This window comes from Streptomyces sp. NPDC059452 (assembly GCF_042750035.1).
Lineage (GTDB): Bacteria > Actinomycetota > Actinomycetes > Streptomycetales > Streptomycetaceae > Streptomyces.
Window position 1 is genome coordinate 13,266 of the sequence record NZ_JBHYVE010000020.1, and the last position, 21,580, is coordinate 34,845.

Annotated in this window: 19 protein-coding genes and 1 tRNA gene; 15 read left to right on the top strand and 5 right to left on the bottom strand. The window is 73.1% G+C overall.

The genetic code is table 11. The annotated features are described in order from the left end of the window. Window positions 1-139 precede the first annotated feature (139 nt). Entirely contained in the window at window positions 140-598 is a 459-nt protein-coding gene (locus tag ACFW9Z_RS24660) for a hypothetical protein (protein ID WP_384644732.1), read from the bottom strand. A 324-nt stretch (window positions 599-922) separates the two neighbouring features. On the opposite strand from ACFW9Z_RS24660, the gene ACFW9Z_RS24665 reads away from it, so the two are divergent. Both ACFW9Z_RS24665 and ACFW9Z_RS24670 read left to right on the top strand, forming a co-directional pair. Beyond that, the gene (locus tag ACFW9Z_RS24665; RefSeq protein WP_384644503.1) at window positions 923-2,311 is read left to right on the top strand and encodes a tetratricopeptide repeat protein; all 1,389 of its coding nucleotides are present in this window, start codon (window positions 923-925) and stop codon (window positions 2,309-2,311) included. A gap of 246 nt (window positions 2,312-2,557) precedes the next feature. After that, window positions 2,558-3,520, top strand: a complete 963-nt coding sequence (locus ACFW9Z_RS24670; protein WP_384644505.1) for an IS481 family transposase — start codon at window positions 2,558-2,560, stop codon at window positions 3,518-3,520. A gap of 311 nt (window positions 3,521-3,831) precedes the next feature. Here ACFW9Z_RS24670 and ACFW9Z_RS24675 read toward each other — a convergent pair whose 3' ends face one another. Next, window positions 3,832-4,431, bottom strand: a complete 600-nt coding sequence (locus tag ACFW9Z_RS24675; protein ID WP_384644507.1) for a histidine phosphatase family protein — start codon at window positions 4,429-4,431, stop codon at window positions 3,832-3,834. Between the two features lie 235 nt (window positions 4,432-4,666). On the opposite strand from ACFW9Z_RS24675, the gene ACFW9Z_RS24680 reads away from it, so the two are divergent. The 7 genes from ACFW9Z_RS24680 (at window position 4,667) to ACFW9Z_RS24710 (ending at window position 11,274) form a co-directional block, all read left to right on the top strand. Next, on the top strand, window positions 4,667-5,737 hold the full coding sequence (locus tag ACFW9Z_RS24680; protein WP_384644509.1) for a phosphatase PAP2 family protein: 1,071 nt from the start codon (window positions 4,667-4,669) through the stop codon (window positions 5,735-5,737). Window position 5,738: 1 nt separating this feature from the next. Continuing rightward, entirely contained in the window at window positions 5,739-6,896 is a 1,158-nt protein-coding gene (locus ACFW9Z_RS24685) for a hypothetical protein (RefSeq protein WP_384644734.1), read from the top strand. Next, on the top strand, window positions 6,887-8,515 hold the full coding sequence (locus ACFW9Z_RS24690; RefSeq protein ID WP_384644511.1) for a hypothetical protein: 1,629 nt from the start codon (window positions 6,887-6,889) through the stop codon (window positions 8,513-8,515). The genes ACFW9Z_RS24685 and ACFW9Z_RS24690 overlap by 10 nt, the downstream gene beginning before the upstream one ends. Then, on the top strand, window positions 8,512-9,846 hold the full coding sequence (locus tag ACFW9Z_RS24695; RefSeq protein ID WP_384644513.1) for an AAA domain-containing protein: 1,335 nt from the start codon (window positions 8,512-8,514) through the stop codon (window positions 9,844-9,846). The genes ACFW9Z_RS24690 and ACFW9Z_RS24695 overlap by 4 nt, the downstream gene beginning before the upstream one ends. A 202-nt stretch (window positions 9,847-10,048) precedes the next feature. Then, window positions 10,049-10,390 (top strand): hypothetical protein, encoded by a 342-nt coding sequence (locus ACFW9Z_RS24700; protein ID WP_384644515.1) that lies wholly within the window; start codon window positions 10,049-10,051, stop codon window positions 10,388-10,390. Between the two features lie 142 nt (window positions 10,391-10,532). After that, complete coding sequence (locus ACFW9Z_RS24705) at window positions 10,533-11,210, top strand: bifunctional DNA primase/polymerase (RefSeq protein ID WP_384644517.1); 678 nt, start codon at window positions 10,533-10,535, stop codon at window positions 11,208-11,210. Further along, a tRNA-Lys gene (locus tag ACFW9Z_RS24710) sits at window positions 11,201-11,274 on the top strand. The genes ACFW9Z_RS24705 and ACFW9Z_RS24710 overlap by 10 nt, the downstream gene beginning before the upstream one ends. 65 nt (window positions 11,275-11,339) lie before the next feature. Here the strand turns inward: ACFW9Z_RS24710 and ACFW9Z_RS24715 are convergent. Then, window positions 11,340-12,545: a M6 family metalloprotease domain-containing protein gene (locus ACFW9Z_RS24715; protein WP_384644736.1), complete on the bottom strand. Its 1,206-nt coding sequence runs from the start codon at window positions 12,543-12,545 to the stop codon at window positions 11,340-11,342. Between the two features lie 452 nt (window positions 12,546-12,997). Between ACFW9Z_RS24715 and ACFW9Z_RS24720 the strand changes: the two genes are divergently transcribed. Then, on the top strand, window positions 12,998-14,881 hold the full coding sequence (locus tag ACFW9Z_RS24720) for a putative bifunctional diguanylate cyclase/phosphodiesterase (RefSeq protein WP_384644519.1): 1,884 nt from the start codon (window positions 12,998-13,000) through the stop codon (window positions 14,879-14,881). A 44-nt stretch (window positions 14,882-14,925) separates the two neighbouring features. Here ACFW9Z_RS24720 and ACFW9Z_RS24725 read toward each other — a convergent pair whose 3' ends face one another. Together ACFW9Z_RS24725 and ACFW9Z_RS24730 are read right to left on the bottom strand one after the other, a co-directional pair. Beyond that, complete coding sequence (locus ACFW9Z_RS24725) at window positions 14,926-16,041, bottom strand: LLM class flavin-dependent oxidoreductase (RefSeq protein ID WP_384644521.1); 1,116 nt, start codon at window positions 16,039-16,041, stop codon at window positions 14,926-14,928. 120 nt (window positions 16,042-16,161) lie between these two features. Further along, entirely contained in the window at window positions 16,162-16,926 is a 765-nt protein-coding gene (locus tag ACFW9Z_RS24730; protein WP_384644523.1) for a decarboxylase, read from the bottom strand. A gap of 271 nt (window positions 16,927-17,197) precedes the next feature. Here ACFW9Z_RS24730 and ACFW9Z_RS24735 point away from each other — a divergent pair, with 271 nt between their 5' ends. From ACFW9Z_RS24735 to ehuA, 5 genes are all read left to right on the top strand, one after another. Then, a complete protein-coding gene (locus ACFW9Z_RS24735) occupies window positions 17,198-18,193 on the top strand; it encodes a D-2-hydroxyacid dehydrogenase (protein ID WP_384644525.1) in 996 nt (331 codons plus the stop codon). Between the two features lie 147 nt (window positions 18,194-18,340). Beyond that, window positions 18,341-19,243 carry an ectoine/hydroxyectoine ABC transporter substrate-binding protein EhuB gene (gene ehuB, locus ACFW9Z_RS24740; RefSeq protein ID WP_384644527.1) on the top strand — a complete coding sequence of 301 codons (903 nt, stop codon included), beginning with the start codon at window positions 18,341-18,343 and terminating at the stop codon, window positions 19,241-19,243. 22 nt (window positions 19,244-19,265) lie between these two features. After that, window positions 19,266-19,997 carry an ectoine/hydroxyectoine ABC transporter permease subunit EhuC gene (ehuC, locus tag ACFW9Z_RS24745; protein WP_384644528.1) on the top strand — a complete coding sequence of 244 codons (732 nt, stop codon included), beginning with the start codon at window positions 19,266-19,268 and terminating at the stop codon, window positions 19,995-19,997. Further along, complete coding sequence (ehuD, locus tag ACFW9Z_RS24750; RefSeq protein ID WP_384644530.1) at window positions 19,994-20,635, top strand: ectoine/hydroxyectoine ABC transporter permease subunit EhuD; 642 nt, start codon at window positions 19,994-19,996, stop codon at window positions 20,633-20,635. Before ehuC ends, ehuD begins: the two co-directional genes overlap by 4 nt. After that, window positions 20,625-21,485, top strand: a complete 861-nt coding sequence (ehuA, locus tag ACFW9Z_RS24755; RefSeq protein ID WP_384644532.1) for an ectoine/hydroxyectoine ABC transporter ATP-binding protein EhuA — start codon at window positions 20,625-20,627, stop codon at window positions 21,483-21,485. Before ehuD ends, ehuA begins: the two co-directional genes overlap by 11 nt. Window positions 21,486-21,580 lie beyond the last annotated feature (95 nt).

A 21,580-nucleotide genomic window follows, 5' to 3' on the forward strand; every position in this document is an offset into this window, starting at 1 on the left:
GGGATACCGGCAGCGGCGGGGGTTCCGCCCGTCCGGCCATTATGGGCGCCCGGCGGGTCGCGGGCCCACCGATGGCTGCCCGGCTCAGTGGCGGGTCCCGGCCCACCGTGACTGCCGGCCGAGCGGCGGGTCCCGCCGCTCAGTGGCAGTTGTCGGCCGCCTCCAGCAGGCGGGCCGCCTGGTCCAGGGCGGCGCGGAGCACGGCGGGGTCGGTGACCGGGGCGTCCTCGGCGGGCGGGAGCAGCCAGCCCGAGCCGGCGGCGGGCGGGGTGGTGGGGATGCGCAGCCCGCGCCCGTCCGTCCGGGTACAGGCGCTGCCCGGTACGTCCCAGGCGTCGGCGGTGCCCGGGGGCACGAGGAAGCCGAGGGTGTCGCAGGCGCCGTTGTGCAGGACCGGGCCGACGGCCTCGTGGTCCCGGCCCCGGCGGAGGATGTCGACGGCCTCCAGCCCCTGCCGGGCGGGGACGGTGACCAGGTCGCAGGGCCCCTCCGCGGGCGCCGGGGCCGTGGTGGGGGTCGCGGTCACGGTCGCCGTCGGGTTGGTCGTCGCGGCCGCCGTCGAGTTCGCCGTGGTCGTCGGGTTCGTCGCGGTCGTCATCGGGTTCGCCGTGGTTGTCGTCGGGTTCGTCGCGGTCGTCCGTGAGCCGTTCTCCATGCCGAGATGCAGCAAGGGAACCCCTCCTCTCATCGCCGAACGGAGCCACACTCCGTCTCCACATGGACCAACGGCACGGGGGCGTCAAGGGCTACGGGACGACACCGCCGCAAAGGGTGGCAGTTCATGGCGGATCACGGGCGGGATGCCCCTCTTTGTCGGGAATCACGCTGTGTGTTCCCTGTCACAGCAGGTACGTTCTTGCTCCGCCGGGACACCGGAAAGCAGAACCCGGCGTGCACCGCTTGCACCAGAGAGGGGCCGGCCATGGTGTCGACAGGGGCAGTTCCCAACCTCGTCTTCCGCCAACTGCGCGGACAGCGCTCCGCGGGGGAGTTCGCGGCGGCCGTACGCAGGGCGGCACGGGAGATCGGTGAGCAGGTCGCGTGCGATGCCCGGTACATCGGGCGCGTGGAGTCCGGGGAGATCCGCTGTCCCAACTACGCGTACGAACGGGTCTTCCTGCACATGTTCCCCGGGGCCTCCCTGGCCGACCTGGGGTTCTCGGCCCGCGAGAGCGTACGGGGGCGGGGGGCGCGGGTCGTCTCCGAGCCGCCACCGGCTCCGCTGTCCGAGCCCGCCGCCCCGCGCGGCGGCACCGCTGACACCGACCACACCGACGAGGAGAGCGACGTGCTGCGTCGCGTGTTCATGATGAGCGGCACGGCCACGGTGGCCGCCGCCTCCCTGGGTCTCGGCGGGGCGCCCGCCCTGGCCGCCTCCCGGGCCTCCCTGCCCGCGCAGCGCCGGGTCGGCGAGAGCGAGGTGAGCGCCGTGGAGCAGGCGGTACGGCGGATTCGCGTACTGGACGACCGGCACGGGGCGGACGGGCTCTACCGGCAGGCCGCGCGGCCGTTGAAGGCGGCGTACGAGCTGCTGGACGCGGGGACCACCACCCGGCGGGCGACGGCGGACCGGCTGCACGCGGGCGCGGGGGAGCTGGCCATCTCGGTGGGGTGGCTGGCCCATGACTCGGGGCGCTTCGACGACGCCCGCTCGCACTACGCGGAGGCGCTGGCGACGTCGCGGCTGGCGGGGGACGCGGGTCTTGAGGCGCACGCGTTCTGCAACACGTCGTTCCTGGCCCGGGACGCGGGGCGGCCCCGGGAGGCGGTACGGGCGGCGGAGGCCGGGCAGCGGGCGGCCCGCACGCTGGGCTCGCCCCGGCTGCTGGCGCTGCTCGCGCTGCGGGAGGCGGGGGGCCGGGCGGGGCTCGGGGACCGTACGGGGTGCGACCGGGCGATCGGGCGTGCGCGGGCGGCGTTCGAGCGGGGGCCCGCCGGGGGTGACCCGGAGTGGATGAGCTTCTTCCGGGAGGCGGAGCTGGAGCTGCTGGAGGCGCAGTGCTGGTCGGCGCTGGGTGACTGGTCGCGGGCGGCGCGGCACGGGCGGCGGGCGGCGGCGCTCCAGGACGCGCACTTCACCCGGAACCTGGCGCTGTACCGGGCGCAGCTGACGGGTGACCTGGCGCGGGCCGGGCGGGTGGACGAGGCGGCGGCGACGGGCCACCAGGTGCTGGACCTGCTGGACCGGGTCCAGTCCTCGCGGATCAGGGGGATGCTGGCGGGGGCGGCGCGGGTGCTGGAGGCCCGGCCGGGTGGGGTGTCGGGGGCGGCGTCGTTCCTGACCCGCCACCGGGAGTCGCTGTCAGCCTGAGGCCGCGCCTCGGGGGCCGCCTTCCTGATCGCCCGGGCCCCACCTTGTCCGGGTGCCTCCCATCCTGCCCGGGGCCGCCCCCAGCCCGTCCGGGGGCTTTTCCAGCCCGTCCGGCGTTTGAGGACGGAACCCTCTAGCTGTGTTGTCCCGGGACGTTGGTGACACGCGTGCTGGGTTCTTGATATGGGTGAGGGCCTCCGGGTTCGGTGTGGATTGCGACATCTCCACCGAGATCAGGAGGCCCTCGTGGTCCACCGTAATGCCCCGCTGACCGAGACCGGGAGACTCCGTCTGGCCCGCTGCGTCGTCGAGGACGGGTGGCCCGTGCGGCGGGCGGCCGAGCGTTTCCAGGTCAGCCACACCACCGCCGCCCGCTGGGCCAGCCGCTACCGGCAGCTCGGCGTCACCGGAATGAGCGACCGCTCCAGCCGCCCGCACCACCAGCCCCGCAGGACCACGGCCACCGTCGAGGAGCACGTTCTCCGGCTGCGACGCGAGCACCGGATCGGGCCGCTACGACTGGCCGTCCGATGCGGCATCGCCGCCTCGACCGCCCACCGCATCCTGGTCCGGCACGGCCTGCCGCCACTGGCCGCCCTGGACCGGGCCATCGGCGAGCCCGTCCGCCGCTACGAACGCGCCCGACCCGGCGAACTGGTCCACATCGACGTCAAGAAGCTGGGCCGCATCCCCGACGGCGGCGGTCACAAAGTCCTGGGCCGGGCGGCCGGCAGTCCGAACAAGGACCGCCGCGACGGCGCCGGATACGCCTACCTGCACACCGCACTCGACGACCACACCCGCCTGGCCTACACCGAAGACCTGCCCGACGAGACCGCCCCGACCTGCGCGGGCTTCCTGCAACGGGCCACCGCGCACTTCGCTTCCCTGGGCATCACGGTCGAACGCGTCCTGACCGACAACGCCTGGGCCTACAGCAAGAACACCTGGCGCAACACCTGCCGCGGCCTGGGCATCCAGCCCCGCTGGACCAGGCCCTGGCGCCCGCAGACCAACGGCAAGGTCGAACGCTTCCACCGCACCCTGCTCGACGAATGGGCCTACCAGAAGCCCTACACCTCAGACCAGGACCGGATGGAAGCATTCACCGACTGGCTGCACTGGTACAACTACCACCGACCCCACACCGGAATCGGGGGCCAACCACCCGCCAGCCGCGTCACCAACCTGTCCGAACCACACATCTAGCCCGTTCCGGGGGACGGCATGGATCTCCCGCGCCACGGGGTCCGAAAGAGTGCCCGCCCACCCAGGCAAGGGTTCCGTCCTCAAGCGCCGGACGGGCTTGAGCAGGCGCCCCACAGGGGGAGTCGACGCCGTACTAAGGGTGGAGTGGGCGCCGCACAGGTCAGAAGGGGTCACCCCCCAGGCCTGAGTGGGCACCGCACAAGTCAGAAGAGGGCACCCCCCAGGCCTGAGTGGGCGCTGTACAAGTCGGAGTGGGCGCCGCGCAGGCTTGAATGGGGCGCCCCACAAGTCGGGAGCGGGCGCCGGACAGGCTAGAGGCTTTCCAGGTGGCCCGTGTCGTTCCAGCGTTCCAGTGCCGGCGCACCGTACGCCCACCCCAGTACCGACAGCGACGTCGGCTCCAGGCGGATGCGGGCGCCGAAGGACAGGTCCTCGCCCAGCCAGCGTGAGGCGAGTGCGCGCAGGATGTGGCCGTGGGCGAAGACCAGCACGTCGCGGTCGGCCGAGCGCGCCCAGGCGACCACCTCGTCGGCGCGGGCGGCGACCTCCGCGACGCTCTCCCCCTCCGGGACCCCGTCGCGCCAGATCAGCCAGTCCGGCCGGTCCGCCTTGATCTGCGCCGGGGTCAGCCCCTCGTACGCCCCGTAGTCCCACTCCATCAGCGCGTCCCACGGCTCCGCCCGCTCCCCGAACCCGGCGATCTCGCAGGTCTCGGCGGCCCGGACGAGCGGGCTGGTGCGGACCTCGACGCCGGGCAGCCCCGCCCACGGCGCCCGGTGGAGCCGTTCCCCGAGCAGTTTCGCGCCCGCGCGGCCGGTGTCCAGGAGCGGGATGTCCGTCCTGCCGGTGTGGTTGCCCTGGACCGACCACTGGGTCTGGCCATGCCGGGCGAGCAGGATGCGCGGTGCCATGAAGGCTCTCCCTGGAACGGTGGTGCTGGGCCCTCCATCATCCCGTACCACCCCGGAACGCAACCTCCGGGGCTGCGACGACGTCCCTCTCCGAGCAGCCACCCGCCGGTCGTCCCGGGGTCCCCAGGGCCCCGAGGACCCCGGAGGAGGCGGCGGCCCACCGTCACCGTACGGTTGAACGCCCGCCGTCGGCCGCATGAACATTCGGCCGCATGAACATGGGGAGAGCCACCGGATGCCGCACGCCACCGTCCTGCCCGCGACCGGTCATCGACCCCGCTGGTGGACGGAGCTCCCACTGATCGCGGTGGTGTACGGCCTGTACTCGCTGGGCCGCCTCCTGGTGCGCGGGGACGTGAGCACGGCGGTCGACCACGGGCTGGCGATCCTGCGGCTCGAACAGGCGCTGTACCTCAACGCCGAACACCCGCTGAATCGTCTCTTCACCAGCACCCCGTCCATAGGCATACCCGCCGACTTCGCCTACGCCACGCTGCATTACCTGGTCACCCCGGCGGTCCTGGTCTGGATGTTCCGGCGCAGGTCGGCCGCGTACCGGTCGGCCCGGGTCTGGCTGATGAACTCGACCCTGCTCGGGCTGGTCGGCTTCTCGCTGATGCCGACCTGCCCGCCCCGGCTGCTGGACGCGAGCCACGGTTTCGTCGACACGATGGCGCAGTACAGCGCGTACGGGTGGTGGGGCGAGGGCGCGAGCGCCCCGCGCGGGCTGAGCGGGATGACCAACCAGTACGCGGCCATGCCGAGCCTGCACGTCGGCTGGTCCCTGTGGTGCGGCATCCTGCTGTGGCGCCACGCCCGGCACCCGCTGCTGAGGGCGGCGGGCATCGCCTACCCGCTGATCACCACGGTCATCGTCATGGGCACCGCCAACCACTATTTTCTGGACGCGGTCGCGGGCGCGGCCGTCATGGGGCTCGGGGCCCTGCTGACCAGGCCGGTCATGCGGCTGGCCGACCGGGTCAAGGGCCGGCTGCGGGCCGCCTCCGCCACTGTGCGGACCGCCTCCGAACCGGTGAAGTCCCCGATTGTCAGTGCCGGATGCAAGACTTCCGCGGGTGAGCGAATCCCCGGCCAGCGGACCTCCTCCGCAGATTCCCCCGACGCGGCAGCCGACGCGACAGCCGACGGCGCGGCAGAGCGCGCAGGCACCGCACGCACCGCACGCACCGCACGCACCACAGGTTCCGCACGCACCACAGGCACCACAGGTTCCGCACGCGCCTCAGGCACCGCACACGCCTCCTACGTCTCGGCCGACGACGACGCTCCGGCAGCGGCTCGCTGAGCTGCGCGGCCCCTCCGTCGCGCCGCATCCGCTCGACGCCCGCGCGCTGGCCGCCCTCGCCGCCAACCCCGGCTGCAAGCGCCGCGCCCTGCTGGACGGCGCCGGGGTGGACAAGGGTGTGCTGGCCCAGGCCCTCGGCTCCCCCGCCCCCTTCGGGCAGTCCCAGTTCGCCTTCATGCGGGGCAACGCGTTCGAGGCCCGGGTCAAGGCCGACGGCGGCGCGGAGCTGCTGCGCCTGCTGTACGAGCGGCTCGGCGGCTCCTCCCCCGCCCCGGGCCCGGATGTCGCCACGCCCGATCTGAGCGCGGCCGGGCCCGAGGGCCGGGCCGCCCGCACCGCGCTCGCCCTGCGGGAGGCGACGGCGGCGGGCGGCTGGGCGCTGCTGGACCACCCGATGCTGGCCCTGGAGGTGGCGGGCTCCCCCGCCTATCTGGAGCCGGACGCGGTGGTGGTGCACCCCGACGGCCGCTGGACCGTGGTCGAGATCAAGTCGTTCCCGATGATCGACGCCTCCGCCGACGCCTCGAAGGTCGGGGCCGCCGCCCGTCAGGCCGCGGTCTACGTGCTGGCCCTGGAGCGGGTCGCGGCGATGACCGAGGGGGCCGAGGTCGGCCACCGGGTGCTGCTGGTCTGCCCGAAGGACTTCTCCAACCTGCCGACCGCCTCCGTCGTCGACGTACGCAAGCAGCGTGCCGTGACCCGCCGCCAGCTGACCCGGCTCACCCGCATCGAGGACATCGCGGAGGCCCTCCCCGAGGGGACGACCTTCGATCCGGCGTGCTCCCCGCAGGAGCTGGAGTCCGCCGTCTCCTCCGTCACCGCCGCCTACGCCCCCGAGTGCCTGGCCGCCTGCGAGCTGGCCTTCCACTGCCGGGCGCGGTCCCGGGCGGAGGGGGCCGTGGAGACGCTCGGCCGGAGTGTGCGCGGGGAGCTGGGCGGGCTGACCACGGTGGCCGGGGTGCTGGCCGCCGCCGCGGGCAAGGAGGGCGACCCCGCCGACCCGACCGTGGCCGCCCTGCGCCGGGCCGCAGCCCTGCGGGCGGAGGCCCTGGAGAGCGCCGCCGTCCTGCGCGCCGAAGCCCTGGAAAGCACGGAAGCCCTGGAAAGCGCGGCCGTCCCGCGCGAACAAGCCCGGGAGGGGGCGGCCGTATGTCGCTGATCAGCACCCTCGCCCGGCTGGAGGCGGTCGACTCGGGCCGCGCCCAGCCGCTCGCGACCGTCCGCCACCGCCACCTCACCGACCGCCCGCTGGTGATCGTGCCGCTGACCACCGCCGGGGAGGCCGGGGCCCCGCTCGGCGCGCTGGTCGGCACGGACCGCGACCGGCCCCGGCTGCTGGCCGTCGCCCAGCCGCGCGACCGGGACCTGCGGTTCACGTTCCTCGCGGAGCTGGCGGAGGCGGTCCTTCCGCACATCGAGGCGTACGAGGACGTCGTCGAGCCCACCGAACGCAACGAGACCGATCCGGCGACCGGCAAGCGGACCAAGGTCGAGGCCGAGCTCTGCACCGACGCACCGCAACTGATCGTGCCGAGCCGGGCGGGCATCGAGTTCGTGCGGCTGCTCGGCCGGTCGATGCGGTTCCGCCGGACCGCCGAGGACGACCCGGAGACGCCGTACCCGGCCCCGGTCCGGGTCCCACTGCTCGGCCGCTGGCTCACGCATTACGGGGAGCGGGCCCGGGTGCCCGGCTCCTCCCTGCTGCTCGCCGCCACGGATCTGCTGAACCGGCACTGGGCGACCGGCCAGAGCAGCCTGGAGGACCAGCACCTGGGGGCGCTGCTCGCCTGGATCGACCCGCCGGAGGGCGCCTCCGGTGCGGAGGCGGCCCTCCGCGCCGAGCTGGACCGCGACCAGGAGGGCCAGCTCCTCTGCCCGCCCGCCGGGCCCGCCACTGACCCGGCCTTCGACAACCGGCTTCTGGCCCCCGCGATCGACCGGTACGACCAGGCGCGCAAGGCGTTCGCGGCGGCCGAGGACGGGCTCGCGGCCGACGAGCGCCTGGGCGGTCTGAGCAGCGCCGAGCAGGAGATCCGCTCCCTCCTCGCGAAGGTGATGCTGCCGACCTGGGACCGGGTGTGGCAGGGGCTCGACCTGCTCCGGGAGCTGCCCGAGGGGTCCCGGACCGAGGACCGCTGGACCCGGGACCGCTGGTCGTTCACCGCCCACCGGGACCGGGTGCGCTCCGGCGAGCCGCCGCAGCCGCGCCGCGACGACGCGGTGACGGCCGCGCAGAAGCTGGCCTCCCGCGAGACCGCGCAGGCCCAGCTGGAGGCCCAGGAGGCGCTGGACGATCCGCTGGTGCTGGCGGGGCGGCGGCTGGCGGGCGAGGCGTTCCTGGCGGACGTGGTCGACGTCGAGATGGCGTACACGGAGTCCAAACGGCCCTCCCCGCGCCCGCTGGTCACCCTCCGCACGGACGAGCGGCCGCATCTGGGCGAGCGGACCAAGGTGTACCGCTCGCTGGACGGGAAGCCGCAGACGGCGGAGTTCGTACGCGCCGAGCAGGAGGATGACCGGGAGGAGGAGCAGGGCGGCGAGATTCTGCTCGTCCTGCGGATCATGGACCGGATGGGCCGGGGCAGGGAGCCCGCGCCCGGTTCGCTGCCGGAGCCGGGCGAGCGGATCGCCTGGACCCTGTTCGAGCACGACCAGCGCGGCGGCCCGAAGCTCCCCGACCCGGAGGAGACCCCGTGGACCCACGGCGGCCCGCCCGGCGCGGACGCCGCCCTGCGCGCGGAGCACCCCGACCCCGTGACCCCGGAGGACCTGCTGTGACGACCGTCTTCGATCCGGGCGCGGCGGCGGCGCGGGCGACCGGGGCGATCCTCGACGACACCCTGCGCGGCAGCGCCCGGGGCATCGTCGTGGACTCCCCGCCCGGCGCCGGGAAGTCGACCCTGGTGGTCCGGGCGGCCCTGGAGCTGGCCGCCGCCGGGCACCCGCTGATGGTGGTCGCGCAGACCAACGCCCAGGTCGACGACCTGGTGGTGCGGCTGGCGGAGAAGGAGCCGGAGCTGCCGGTGGGGCGGCTGCACAGCAGCGACTCCGACCCGTACGACAGGGTGCTCGACGGCCTCGACAACGTACGGAAGTCGGCGAAGGCGGCGGATCTGGCCGGGCTCGACGTGGTGATCTCCACGGCCGCCAAGTGGGCGCACGTGAAGAACGTGGAGCCGTGGGGGCACGCGATCGTCGACGAGGCGTACCAGATGCGGTCCGACGCGCTGCTGGCCGTGGCCGGGCTGTTCGAGCGGGCGCTGTTCGTCGGGGACCCGGGGCAGCTGGACCCGTTCTCGATCGTGGGCGCGGACCAGTGGGCGGGGCTGAGCTACGACCCGTCGGCGAGCGCGGTCTCCACGCTGCTCGCGCACAACCCGGAGCTGCCCCAGCACCGGCTGCCGGTCTCCTGGCGGCTCCCGGCCTCGGCGGCACCGCTGGTGTCGGACGCGTTCTACCCGTACACACCGTTCCGCAGCGGTACGGGCCACGGGGACCGGAAGCTCTCGTTCGGGGTGGCCTCGGACGGCTCGGGCCCCGACCGGGTGCTGGACGAGGCGGCCGAGGCCGGGTGGGGGCTGCTGGAGCTGCCCGCCCGGCACACCCCGCGTACGGACCCCGAGGCGGTACGGGCGGTGGCGCTGGTGGTCCGCCGGCTGCTGGACCGGGGCGGTGTCGCCACCAGCGAGCGGGCGGAGCAGCCCGTTCCGGTGACGGCGGACCGGGTGGCGGTCGGCACGGCCCACCGCGACCAGGCGGCGGCGGTGCGGGCGGCCCTCGCGGAGCTGGGCGTCACGGGGGTCGCGGTGGACACGGCCAACCGCCTCCAGGGCCGCGAGTTCGACGTCACGGTGGTCCTGCACCCGCTCTCCGGCCGCCCCGACGCCACCGCCTTCCACCTGGAGACGGGCCGCCTGTGCGTGCTGGCCTCGCGCCACCGGCACGCGTGCGTCGTGGTGTGCCGGGAGGGGGTGGCGGACCTGCTGGACGAGCACCCGTCCACGGAGCCGGTCCAGCTCGGCGTCACGGTGAAGTTCCCCGACGGCTGGGAGGCGAACCACGCGGTGCTGGCCCACCTCGCCGAGCACCGGGTGCGGTGGAAGCCGTAGAGGTGCGGGGCCCGTGGAAGCCGCAGGGGCACGGGACCGGTGGAAGCCGTAGGGGCGCGGGGCCCGTGGAAGCCGCAGGGGCGCAGGGCCCGTGGAAGCCGTAGAGGCGCGGGGCCCGTGGCGCAAAGCCTGTGGCCCTCTTGCGCCGGGTTGGACAATGGAGGGTGGCCGTCCTGGCCGCCCGCCGAGGGAGGAACAGCACATGACACAGTCCGAGCGGAACGAACGGCAGCGGCTGCGCCCCGCGCCCCTGCTCTTCGAGCCGTCTCAGGCGGCGGCCGATCCGGAGCACTTCTTCGACCTGGAGTCGATGGAGGACCCCCGCGAGCTGCTGGCCCGCGCGACCGAGCTGACCCAGGCCTTCCGCGCGGCGACGGACCGGTCGGTGGAGTTCCAGGCGATGGCGGCGGCGCAGCTCGCCGATCCGAGCCGGTTCGACCGGCTGACGGCGGCGGATGTCGCGGAGCGCGCGGAGTGGACCGAGGACTACGCAAAGAAGATGATCGAGTTCGGACGGTCCCTGCTGGACGCCTCCACCGCCTGAGGCCTCCCCGGCTCGCCCTCAGGCCGGGGGTCAGGTCCGGTGGCATATTCCGGCGGGCAAGATACTCCCTCCCCTCCCGCCCTGTCCTCGTTTCCGGCAACTCTGGGAATCCTCTCCGTCACTCCCGGTAGACCTTTCCTCCATGAGCGCTTGGCTGAAAGACGAAACGACCCTTCAGGCCGGCGGAGCCGCCGCGCCCCACGCCGTCGACATCTTCGCCCTGCTGCGGGAACAGACCGGCGCGCAGGCCGCCCAGGTGACCGCCGCCGGGGCCGCCTGGCTGGCGGGGGCCGCCGCCTACCCGCGCTCCACGCTCGCCCAGTGGCAGGAGCGCCCCGCCGCGCCCGGGGTGCTGCCGTGCGGCTCGCAGTTCGACGTCGTCAATGTGCCCGCGCTCTTCGGGCGGCGGATGCTGGAGCGGCTCTGGGCCGAGGGTCCCGGCACCGGTCCCGTCGCCGTGCACCGGGGCCGGATGCTGCTCTTCGCCTCCCCCGGAACCGCCCAGCGGCTGCCCTCGCTGCTGGCCTGGGAGGAGTGGGGCTCGGGCGGCGGCGGGCCGTCCCGCACCCCGCCTCCGCTGCTCTGTCACGGGACCGGCGACGCCGTCACCGTACCGCCTCTGACCTGCCCGTCCGATGGTTCCGGGCCGCGCTGGCTGGTGGCGCCCGACACCCGTAGTCCCTGGCTGCCCGGACCCGATGTGCTGCTCTGGGCGTGTGTGCGGGTGAGCCGGTCGGCGACCTCCCACGGGTCCGGGCATTCGATTTTTCCTCGGGCGGATCAGGGTGCTAATGTCTACGACGTCAGCAGGCGCCGTTAGCTCAGTTGGTTAGAGCAGCTGACTCTTAATCAGCGGGTCCGGGGTTCGAGTCCCTGACGGCGCACCGACGGAAGAAGCCCCTCGCGGAAGCGGGGGGCTTCTTCGTGTGCCGGAAGTGAGGCAGGCCGTTCAGACGCCGGTGGTGATCCTGACCGTCCAGGAGCCGGACGGCGTACGGTCGGCCACCTCCACGCGGATGCGCTCGCCCGGCACGGTGAAGGTCTCGCCCTCCGCGAGCGGGGCGTCGGCGAGCGGCGGGTAAACCGAGCGGTCCCAGCAGGAGCCGGTCTCCGGGTGGGTGTCCACCACCTCGACCGGGCCGCCGCCGGAGGCCGTCTCGTTGCGGACCCGGTAGATCAGGATGCCCTCGGTACAGGTCCCCCGGTCGTTCCCGGTGGCGCTGCGGGCCTCGATGGCCAGGACGCTGTTCTCGCCGGTACGGACGACGGCGAGCCGGGTCCCGATCGACCCGCCGGGCACGGGCGCGGCGGCGACCGGCTCCAGGGTGAGGTCGGCCGAGCCCCGCACACAGACGACCTGGCGCCCGTCCAGCCAGCCGAGCTTCCACTTGTGCCAGCCGAAGAGGTCCGGGGCGAGGCCGAACTGGCTGCCCATGACGTCCCAGTCGCCGACGTAGGTGTCCCAGTCGCCCTTGCCGTCGGTGGGCCGGTGGTAGAGATCGGCCAGGTCGAAGACGTGCCCGGTCTCGTGGGCGAGGACGTTGCGGTCGGGCGGGTGCTGTTCGAAGACGGTGACGACGCGGCGGATGTCGGTGCCGTCGGCGCGCAGCGGCCGGTCGAAGTTGACGACCTTGGTCGCGTCGGAGTCGACGCCCGGGGCATCCGGGTCGGCGACCAGGTAGACGATGTCGTACGCGGAGAAGTCGACGGCCGGGTCGGCGGCGGCGATGGCGTCGCGCAGGTAGGCGGTGCGCCGCTCGGCCTCCCAGTCGCGCTCTATGCCGTACCAGGTGGAGGCTCGGGGCATCCGCGTCCAGGTCCGCTGCGGGTCGGCGCGCAGGGTGAAGCGCCCGTAGCTGGCCCGCTCGAAGAACCGGGTGGTGGCGGGGAAGTGGTCGGCGGCCAGCAGTTCGGGGGTGAGCACGGGCTCGGAGTCCGGGAACGAGAGGAAGATCATGACCGCGTCGAGGCTGCGGTCGGGGCGGGGGTAGGCCCCGTTCCAGTCGTCCAGGCCCAGCGAGTGGTGTGCCGAGGTCCGGGGCAGCGCGCACGGGGCCGCGTCACGCGCGGCGGCCACGGCGGGGCCCGCGACGAGCGAGGTGGCGGCGAGCGCGAGGAGCGAGGTCAGGGCGGCCGCAAGACCGCGCAGCGTCATCCGCTCCGCCGCCCCGGGTCCGGGCTCACGCTGCACATCGACCTCCGGGTGAGGGAACGCGGTACGTCTCGTCCACCCTGTGCCGGTTCATGGCGGTACGCCCTGTTGTGCTGCCCCACACGGGTCACACGAGCCACACGGGTCACGGCGACCGAGCCCCCACCCCACCGCACCCCACACCTTCACGCAGTGTCACCGCCGGTCCGCACACCACCCCGATACAACAGAACCGCGCAGAAACAATCAGGTCCGGGCAAAACGGAACGGCGCGGACCGGCCGTTCGGGGGGCCCGGCCGAAACCCGTGGCCGGATGCGAGCTGGAACGCCCGACGCGCCACCCTCTATGCTTCACCACGCTTTCCCGCGTGGATCGGGCCCCTTCACGGGTTCACCACCCGGTGCCCTGTCCGACCCCACCTGTTCACGACAACCTTCACAGCGGGAGCGAGCGGTGAGCGGAACCTCCGAAGGGCCCCGGGCCCCGGCAGGCACATCCCCGGACGCCGTGCCCGCGCCGGTCACGGAGCGTCAGCGTCATACGACCGGGGCGGGCCGGTCCGCGGCCGACACCGCCGCCACCGAGCTGCGCGACCACCGCGCCGCCTTCAACGCCGCGACCCTCCCCATGGCCGTCGTGGACGGCCGGGGACATGTCGTCCGGGCCAACGAGGCGCTCGGCGGCCTCCTGGGCACGACGCCCGGGTCCCTGGCCGAACGGCAGGCGTCCGAGCTGGTCGACCTCGCCTCCGACGACCGCACCTGGCACGCCTACCGCGAGGTGCTCCAGGGCCGCCGCTCCCGGTTCCGCTGCACCCGCCGCCTCAAGCACCCCGACGGGCGCACCCTGTGGGCCGAGGTCACCGTCGTACCGATGACCGGGACATCGGCGGCGGAGCCCGCGCGGGTGCTGCTGACGGTGGCGGACATCAGCGACCGGCGCGAGCTCCAGGACCGGCTGCGCCACCTCCAGATGCACGACCCGGTGACCCGGCTGCCCAACCGGACGCTCTTCTTCGAGCGGCTCTCGGTGGCCCTGGAGATCCCGCCGTACCAGGACGACTCGATGCTCCCCCGGCACGGCCGGATCGGCCTCGTCTACCTGGACCTGGACGGCTTCAAGGCGGTCAACGACACCCTCGGCCACCGGATCGGCGACCGGCTGCTGGCCGCCGTCGCCGGGCGGCTCACCGACTGCGCCGAGAGCGACGCGGGCCGCAACGTGGGCGGCAGCCGGCTGGTGGCCCGCATGGGCGGCGACGAGTTCGCGATCCTGGTGGAGGACTCCGGCGGTACGGAGGCGCTGACCGAACTCGCCCGTTCGGTGCTCACCGCCCTCCAGCACCCGTTCGACCTGGCCGGGCAGCGGCTCTCCGTCTCGGCCTCGATCGGGGTGGTGGAACGCCCGGTGGCGGGCACCTCGCCCACCGGTCTGATGCAGGCCGCCGACACCACGCTGTACTGGGCGAAGGCCGACGGCAAGGCCCGCTGGACCCTCTTCGACCCCGAGCGCAACGCCCACCGCATGACCCGCCAGGCGCTCTCCTCCACGCTCCGGCCCGCCGTCGAGCGCGGCGAGTTCACCCTCGAATACCAGCCGCTCGTCGGGATGGCGGACGGGGTGGTGCGCGGGGTGGAGGCGCTGGTGCGCTGGAACCACCCGCAGTTCGGGGTCCTGTCGCCGAATCGGTTCGTCGGGATCGCCGAGGAGGACGGCTCGATCGTGCAGCTCGGCCGGTGGGTGCTGCGCACCGCGTGCCGCCAGGCGCGCCGCTGGCAGCTGGACCATCCGGACGAGCCCGCGCTCTTCATCAGCGTCAATGTCGCCGTACGCCAGGTCTGGGACTCCGACCTGGTGGCGGACGTGGCGCAGATCCTCAACGAGACGGGCCTCGCCCCCGGCCTGCTCCAGCTGGAGCTGACCGAATCGGCGGTGATGGGCTCCGGGGGCCGCCCGCTGCGAGCCCTCCAGGCGCTGAGCGACATGGGCGTACGGATCGCCATCGACGACTTCGGGACCGGGTACTCCAACCTCGCCTACCTCAGCCGCCTGCCCGTCTCCGTACTGAAGCTGGACGGGGCGTTCGTGAAGGGCTTCCGGTACGAGGACGGTACGCATCCGAGCCCCGCCGACGAGACGATCGTGGAGGCGATGGTGCAGCTGGCCCACCGCCTGGGCCTGACCGTCACCGCGGAGTGCGTGGAGACGGCCGGGCAGGCGGAGCGGCTGCGCCGGATCGGCTGCGACACGGGGCAGGGGTGGCTGTACTCGCGGGCCGTGGCGCCGGAGCTGATCGCGGCGCTGATCACGGCCCGGCCGGGGGCGGAGCAGGACTGAACGCGCTTCGGGAGCCCGTACGTTTCGGACGGCACCCGTACGGATCAGGCGGTGCCCGGCAGTCCGTAGGCGTCCGCGATCAGCTCGTAGCTGCGCAGCCGCGCCTCGCCGCCGTGCGCGTTGGCGGTGATCATCAGCTCGTCGGCGCCGGTCCGCTTGGCCAGGTCGTCCAGGCCGGTGCGGACCTCGTCGGCGGTGCCGTGGATGACGTTGGCGAGCCAGCCGTCGACGAACTCCCGCTCCATCGGGGAGAACTCGTACGCCGCCGCCTCCTCCGGGCTCGGGATCAGCCCCGGCCGCCCGGTGCGCAGCCGGACCATCGACAGGGCACCGGTCAGCACCTGCCGACGGGCCTCGCGCTCCTCGTCGGCGGCCAGCGCGGAGACGCCGATCAGGGCGTACGGGGCGTCCAGCACGGCCGAGGGCCGGAAGGACTCCCGGTACAGGTCGAGCGCCGGGATCGTGTTCTGCGCCGAGAAGTGGTGGGCGAAGGCGAACGGCAGCCCGAGCGTGCCCGCCAGCCGGGCGCTGAAGCCGGAGGAGCCCAGCAGCCAGACGGGCGGCCGGTGCGCGGACTGCACCCCGCCGGGGGCGGTGGCCTGGACGGGGCCCGGTACGGCGTGGATGCGGGCGTACGGGTGCCCGTCGGGGAAGTCGTCGTCGAGGAACCGGATCAGCTCGCTGAGCTGCTGCGGGAAATCATCGGCCCCCTCGTTGAGCCGGTCGCTGCGGCGCAGGGCGGCGGCCGTCGCGCCGTCGGTGCCGGGGGCCCGGCCGAGGCCCAGGTCGATACGGCCGGGGGCCATCGCCTCCAGGGTGCCGAACTGCTCGGCGATCACCAGCGGGGCGTGGTTGGGCAGCATCACGCCGCCGGAGCCGAGCCGGATGCGCTCGGTGTGGGCGGCGATGTGCGCGAGGATCACGGCCGGGGAGGACGAGGCGACCCCGGGCATGGAGTGGTGCTCGGCCACCCAGTAGCGGTGGAAGCCGCGGCTCTCGGTGAGCTTGGCGATCTCAACACCCGTACGCAGGGCCTGGGTCGCGGTGCGGCCCTGCCCCACGGTCACCAGGTCGAGCACGGAGAGCGGTACGGGGGCGGTGCCCGCCGCCGTACCCCGGATTCCGTCGCCGCCCGTCTCGTCGCCTCGGATCTCGTCCACGTGTCGGCCCTCTCCCGGTGGTGCTCGTCGTACGTACGCGTATCGGAGGCGTACAACAGGAGGATGGCTCCGTTTATTTCCGGGAGGAGCACGAGGGGCGTCGGGGGCCGGTCGTGGTGACTACTCCCGCACCTCGATCCCCTTCGGCTCCACCGTGCCCGGCACCGGCCGGTGGGTGGCGAAGAGGGTGCCGAGCGTCGGGGCCCAGACCCGGCGGTCGGTGAGCCGCAGCCCCTCCCGGACCGTCACCTGGTTCGCCGTGAGGACCGGCTTGCCGAGCGCCTCCTCCAGCTCCGGGATGTACGCGGCCGTGTGCAGGGCCGCGTCCGGGAGCAGCAGCACCTCGGCGTCCGGGTGGTCGGCGGCGCGTGCGAGCTCCTTGACCTGCCCGGGCTCCCACGCCGCGGCCTCGGCGGCGGTGGCGAGGCCGGCGCTCCGGGAGCTCACCACCTCCGTACCGCCCGCCACCAGGAACTCCACGAAGAGCGCGGTGACGTCCTCGGGCCAGGCGGCGGCGACCGCGACCCGGCCCGCGCCCAGCTCCCGTACCGCGTGGACGAAGCCGAAGGCGGTGCTGGAGGCGGGCAGGCCCGCGCTCCGGGCGAGGGTGGCGATCTGGTCGTGGGCGCCCGCCCAGCCGTGGACGAAGCTGCCGCCGGGGCTCGCCCAGACGAGTGCCTCCGCGCCCGCGAGGCGCAGCTCCTCGACGCCCTCGGTGAGCCGATCGGGCGCCCCGCTCTCGCGCAGGGCGTCGGGGTCGTACGCGCCCTCGCCCGCCTCGGTGGAGAACAGCGGCAGCCTGACGTCCGTGTCGAGCGTGATCTCGATCCGTGGGAAGTCGTCCTCGGCGGCGTGGCCCGGGTAGAGAAGTCCTACGGTCGTCATGTTCACCCTTCCTTCGCGTCGGGCGCGGGAAGCCACTGGTGCCCCTGTCAGTGTCAAGTATTCCCCCGGTGGGACGGGGACGGAGGGTGGGCGGAGGCCGTCCGGGCCGTGTTGACGGGGGCCGGGGCGGCTGCGAGCGTGGGCGGGAGCCGCGATCAAGCTCCACGCGGGAGCCGAAATCACGCTCCACACCGGAGCCGAGATCGCGCTCCGTGCAGGAGCCGAGATCACGCTCCACCCACCTGCGACGTTGCGGAGTGATGAGCCACCGATGCCGGAACCCGTCGTCCTCGTCCTCGACGCCGATCCGCCCCCGCGTCTGGGGCGGCTGACCGGCCGGGCCCGGGTCCTGCGCACCGACGGGGCGGGGCTGGCCGCCCGGCTGCCCGGGGCCGATGTGCTGCTGGTGTGGGACTTCACCTCCGACGCGGTGCGCCACGCCTGGCCCGGGGAGGGGCCCCGGCCGCGCTGGGTGCACGCGGCGAGCACGGGCGTGGACCGGCTGCTCTGCCCGGAGCTGGTCGCCTCCGGCACCGTACTGACCAATGCGCGGGGCATCTTCGAGCGCCCGATCGCCGAGTACGTGGCCGGTCTCGTCCTGGCCTTCGCCAAGGATCTGCCCACCACCCTGGCCCTTCAGCGGGAGCGGCGCTGGCACCACCGGGAGGGGCAGCAGGTCGCCGGTTCGCGGGCGGTGGTCGTCGGCGCGGGCCCCATCGGCCGCGAGATCACCCGGCTGCTGCACGGCCTGGGCGTCCAGGTGGCGCTGGTGGGCCGGACCGCCCGGCGCACGATCCACGGCATCGAGGACCTGGGCCCGCTGGCGGCCCGCGCGGACTGGGTGATCTCCGCGGTGCCGCTGACCCCGTCCACGTACGGCATGTTCGACACCCGCTTCTTCGGGCTGCTCCAGCCCTCGGCGCGGTTCATCAACGTGGGGCGCGGGGCAAGCGTGGTGGAGGCGGACCTCGTGGCGGCCCTGAACCGCCGCTGGCTGGCGGGGGCGGCGCTGGACGTGTTCCAGGACGAACCGCTGGGCGAGGAGAGCCCGTTGTGGGAGGTGCCGGGACTGCTGATCTCGCCGCATCTGAGCGGGGACACGGTCGGCTGGCGCGACCGGCTGAGCGAGCAGTTCGTGGAGATGTACGAACTCTGGTCGGACGGGCGGGAGTTGCCCAACGTCGTTGACAAGGAGCGGGGTTACGTCCCGTCCGAGGACCGCCCCGACGGCAACTCCGAGGCCCTGGAGGGCACCCCACCGGAGTGACATCGTCACCCTCCGCCCACCCAGGCCACGGGAAGGTCACCTTCCGGCCGCTGTTCGGTTACATGGACCGGCTTCCTGCATAGACGTACGGGAGCGGGCAGGCACTCACCCTGTCCGGACTGTTCGAGCTCCAGGAGATTGCGAACCATGGCTGACTTCCCCAACCTCTCCCGCCGGGGTTTCCTCAACCGATCGGCGGCCGTGGGCGGCCTGCTCGTCGTGCCCGGGCTGCTGACGGCCTGCAGCAAGACCGACGCCGGGTCCGTGACCGGTGAGGGCGCCCTCGAAAAGCTCCGCAAGCAGGGCTTCGTACGGGTCGCGTACGCCAACGAGGCGCCGTACGGGTATCTGGAGGGCAAGGAGCTGAAGGGCGAGGCGCCGACCCTGCACCGGGAGATCTTCAAGGCGCTGGGCGTGGACGAATTGCAGCCGACGCTCTCCGAGTGGGACGGACTGATCCCGGGGCTCCAGGCAGGGAAGTACGACGTGGTCAGCGCGGGGATGGCGATCACCCCGGAGCGCTGCGGCAACGCGATCTTCTCCGAGCCGGAGTTCATCTCGCCGACCGCCCTGATGGTGAAGAAGGGCAACCCGAAGAACATCACCGACCTGGCCTCCGCCAAGGAGGCCGGGATCACCGTCGGCGTCATGTCCGGTGCGGTGGAGGGAAGTTACGCCAAGGGGGCGGGCATCCCCGACGGGAAGATCAAGACGGTGCAGAAGCCGCAGGACGGGGCCGACGCCGTCAAGGGCGGCCGGATCGACGCGTTCCTGCTCACCGGGATCTCGCTGCGCTGGCTGGCGAAGACCAACCCCGCCACCGAGGTCACCGAGGCGTTCGTGCCGGAGATCAACGGCAAGGCGCAGTTCTCGCCGGGCGGCGCGGTGTTCCGTAAGGGCAACGAGGATCTGCGGGACTCCTTCAACCGGGAGCTGAAGAAGATCGTCTCGGACCGCTCGCGCTATGTGGGGCTGCTGGAGGAGTACGGGTTCGGGGAGACGGAGATCCCGCCCGCCGACCTGAAGACCGCGGATCTGTGCAAGGGCTGACGGGGCGGGCGGACGCACACGTATGAGTGACTTCTTCTCGCTCCTCGCCGAGGAGTTCCCCCAGGTCCGGGCGGGGCTGTGGGTGACGCTGGAGGCCACGGTCCTCGGTGCGCTGCTCGCTCTCGTCCTGGCCTTCGCGCTGGGGCTGATGGCGGGCAGCCGGCTGCTCCTGGCGCGCGGGGTCTCCCGGGTGGTCGTGGAGTTCTTCCGGGGCACCTCCCTCTACGTCCAGCTGTTCTGGCTCTACTACGCGATGCCGCCGCTGACGGGGTACGAACTCACCCCGCTGGTCTGCGGGGTGGTCGCCTTCGGCCTCAACTTCGGTGCGTACGGCGCCGAAGTCGTGCGCGGTGCCGTCAACTCCGTACCGCGCGGGCAGTACGAGGCGGCGATCGCGCTCAACCTGAGCCCGGCGCGGCGGATGCGGAAGGTGATCCTGCCGCAGGCCTGGGTCCAGATGATCCCGAGCTTCACCAATCTGCTGATCCAGCTGCTGAAGGCGACCCCGCTGCTCTGGCTGATCTCGGCCGCCGATCTGATGACGGTGGTCCAGACGCTGCGCGACCGTACAGGTGAGACGCTCACCGCCTATCTGACCCTGCTGGCCGTCTACTTCGTGCTGGCCTACGCGCTGACGCTGCTGATGAACCTGCTGGAGCGGACCGCCAAGCGGCGGCTCGGCCTGGAGCCCGGCGCGAAGAGCCTGTTCAAGAGCCGCAGCGCGACCACCGCCACCACGGGAGGTACCGCGTGAACGGCTTCGACTGGGAGGCCGCCGGGGAGGTCCTGCCCCTGGTGCTCCAGGGCTTCAAGGTCACCCTGCTGGCCACCGTGCTCGGCACCCTGGTGGCCGCCGTGCTCGGACTGGCCGTGGCGGTGGCCGGGCGGGCGCCGAGCCGGTTCGTGACGGTCCCGGTGCGGGTCGTCATGGAGTTCGTCCGCTCCACCCCGCTGCTGGTCCAACTGGTCGGCGCGGCGGCCCTGTTCAACACGGTCGAGCCGCTGACCATCGGCATCGTGGTGCTGGGCGTCCACTACGCCGCGTACACCTCCGAGGTCTACCGGGCCGGGATCGACGGCGTACCGAAGGGTCAGTGGGAGGCGTGCCGCGCGCTGTCGCTGCCGCCCCGGCGGACCTGGCAGGCCGTGATCCTGCCGCAGGCGGTGCGCAATGTGCTGCCCGCCCTCGGGAACTACGCGATCTCGATGTTCAAGGAGACCCCGTTCCTCGCCGTGATCATGGTGCAGGAGATGGTCTTCGAGGCCCGGAAGTACGGGGCCGAGCACTTCGCGTACACCGAGGCGTTCACCCTCGCGGGCCTGGTCTTCCTGGTCGCGAGCTACCCCACGTCGCTGTTGATGAGGAAGCTGGAGAAGCGCCTTGGCCACTGAACCCCTGAAGAAGACGGAGTCCCCGCTGAAGAAGACAGAGGCTCCGGCCCCCGAGGACGCGGTCCCGGCGGCCGGGAGCACGGAAAAGCCGCTGGTCCGCTTCGACAAGGTGGTCAAGCGCTACGGCGACCATGTGGTCCTGGACGAGCTGGACTTCACCGTCGACCGCGGCGAGCACGTCACCCTGATCGGGCCCAGCGGCTCGGGCAAGACCACGATCCTGCGGCTGCTGATGACGCTGGAGAAGGTCAGCGACGGGGTGATCTGGGTCAACGGCTCCCCGCTCTCCCACGTCCGCACCCCGGGCGGGGCGCTGAAGCCGGCGGGCGAGAAGCAGCTGCGGGAGTCCCGGAAGAAGATCGGGATGGTCTTCCAGCAGTTCAACCTCTTCCCCAATATGAAGGTGCTCCAGAACATCACCGAGGCGCCCATCAGCGTCCTGGGCAAGGGCCGCGAGGAGGCCGAGACCCGGGCCCGGGAGCTGCTGGACCTGGTGGGGCTCTCCGGCAAGGTCGACGCGCACCCCTCCCAGCTCTCCGGCGGCCAGCAGCAGCGGGTGGCCATCGCCCGGGCGCTGGCGATGGAGCCGGAGATCCTGCTGCTGGACGAGGTGACATCGGCGCTCGACCCGGAGCTGGTGGCGGGGGTGCTGGAGCTGCTCGGCGACATCGCCCGGAACACCGACATCACCATGCTCTGTGTGACCCATGAGATGAACTTCGCCCGGGACGTCTCCGAGAAGGTGCTGATGTTCGACGCGGGTCGGGTCGTGGAGTCCGGAACGCCGGAGAAAATCTTCTCCGATCCCTCGCACGAACGTACGCGCGAGTTCCTCAACGCGGTGCTGTGACCTCACGATTGACCCACCGCCCATGACGCTGGCATATGCCATACGGGTGCGCCCCAGATGACAGGTCCGGGGCGCCCCTACTGACTCGTCAACTG

What these genes read in the sequence shown, in the direction of transcription:
- ACFW9Z_RS24700 (WP_384644515.1), top strand. Translation starts at nt 10,049, where the DNA reads ATGACACAGTCCGAGCGGAACGAACGGCAGCGGCTGCGCCCCGCGCCC.
- ACFW9Z_RS24680 (WP_384644509.1), top strand. Translation starts at nt 4,667, where the DNA reads ATGCCGCACGCCACCGTCCTGCCCGCGACCGGTCATCGACCCCGCTGG.
- ACFW9Z_RS24730 (WP_384644523.1), bottom strand. Translation starts at nt 16,926, where the DNA reads ATGACGACCGTAGGACTTCTCTACCCGGGCCACGCCGCCGAGGACGAC.
- ACFW9Z_RS24690 (WP_384644511.1), top strand. Translation starts at nt 6,887, where the DNA reads ATGTCGCTGATCAGCACCCTCGCCCGGCTGGAGGCGGTCGACTCGGGC.
- ACFW9Z_RS24675 (WP_384644507.1), bottom strand. Translation starts at nt 4,431, where the DNA reads ATGGCACCGCGCATCCTGCTCGCCCGGCATGGCCAGACCCAGTGGTCG.
- ACFW9Z_RS24660 (WP_384644732.1), bottom strand. Translation starts at nt 598, where the DNA reads ATGACGACCGCGACGAACCCGACGACCACGGCGAACTCGACGGCGGCC.
- ehuC (WP_384644528.1), top strand. Translation starts at nt 19,266, where the DNA reads ATGAGTGACTTCTTCTCGCTCCTCGCCGAGGAGTTCCCCCAGGTCCGG.
- ehuB (WP_384644527.1), top strand. Translation starts at nt 18,341, where the DNA reads ATGGCTGACTTCCCCAACCTCTCCCGCCGGGGTTTCCTCAACCGATCG.
- ACFW9Z_RS24735 (WP_384644525.1), top strand. Translation starts at nt 17,198, where the DNA reads ATGCCGGAACCCGTCGTCCTCGTCCTCGACGCCGATCCGCCCCCGCGT.
- ACFW9Z_RS24665 (WP_384644503.1), top strand. Translation starts at nt 923, where the DNA reads ATGGTGTCGACAGGGGCAGTTCCCAACCTCGTCTTCCGCCAACTGCGC.
- ACFW9Z_RS24715 (WP_384644736.1), bottom strand. Translation starts at nt 12,545, where the DNA reads ATGACGCTGCGCGGTCTTGCGGCCGCCCTGACCTCGCTCCTCGCGCTC.
- ACFW9Z_RS24705 (WP_384644517.1), top strand. Translation starts at nt 10,533, where the DNA reads ATGAGCGCTTGGCTGAAAGACGAAACGACCCTTCAGGCCGGCGGAGCC.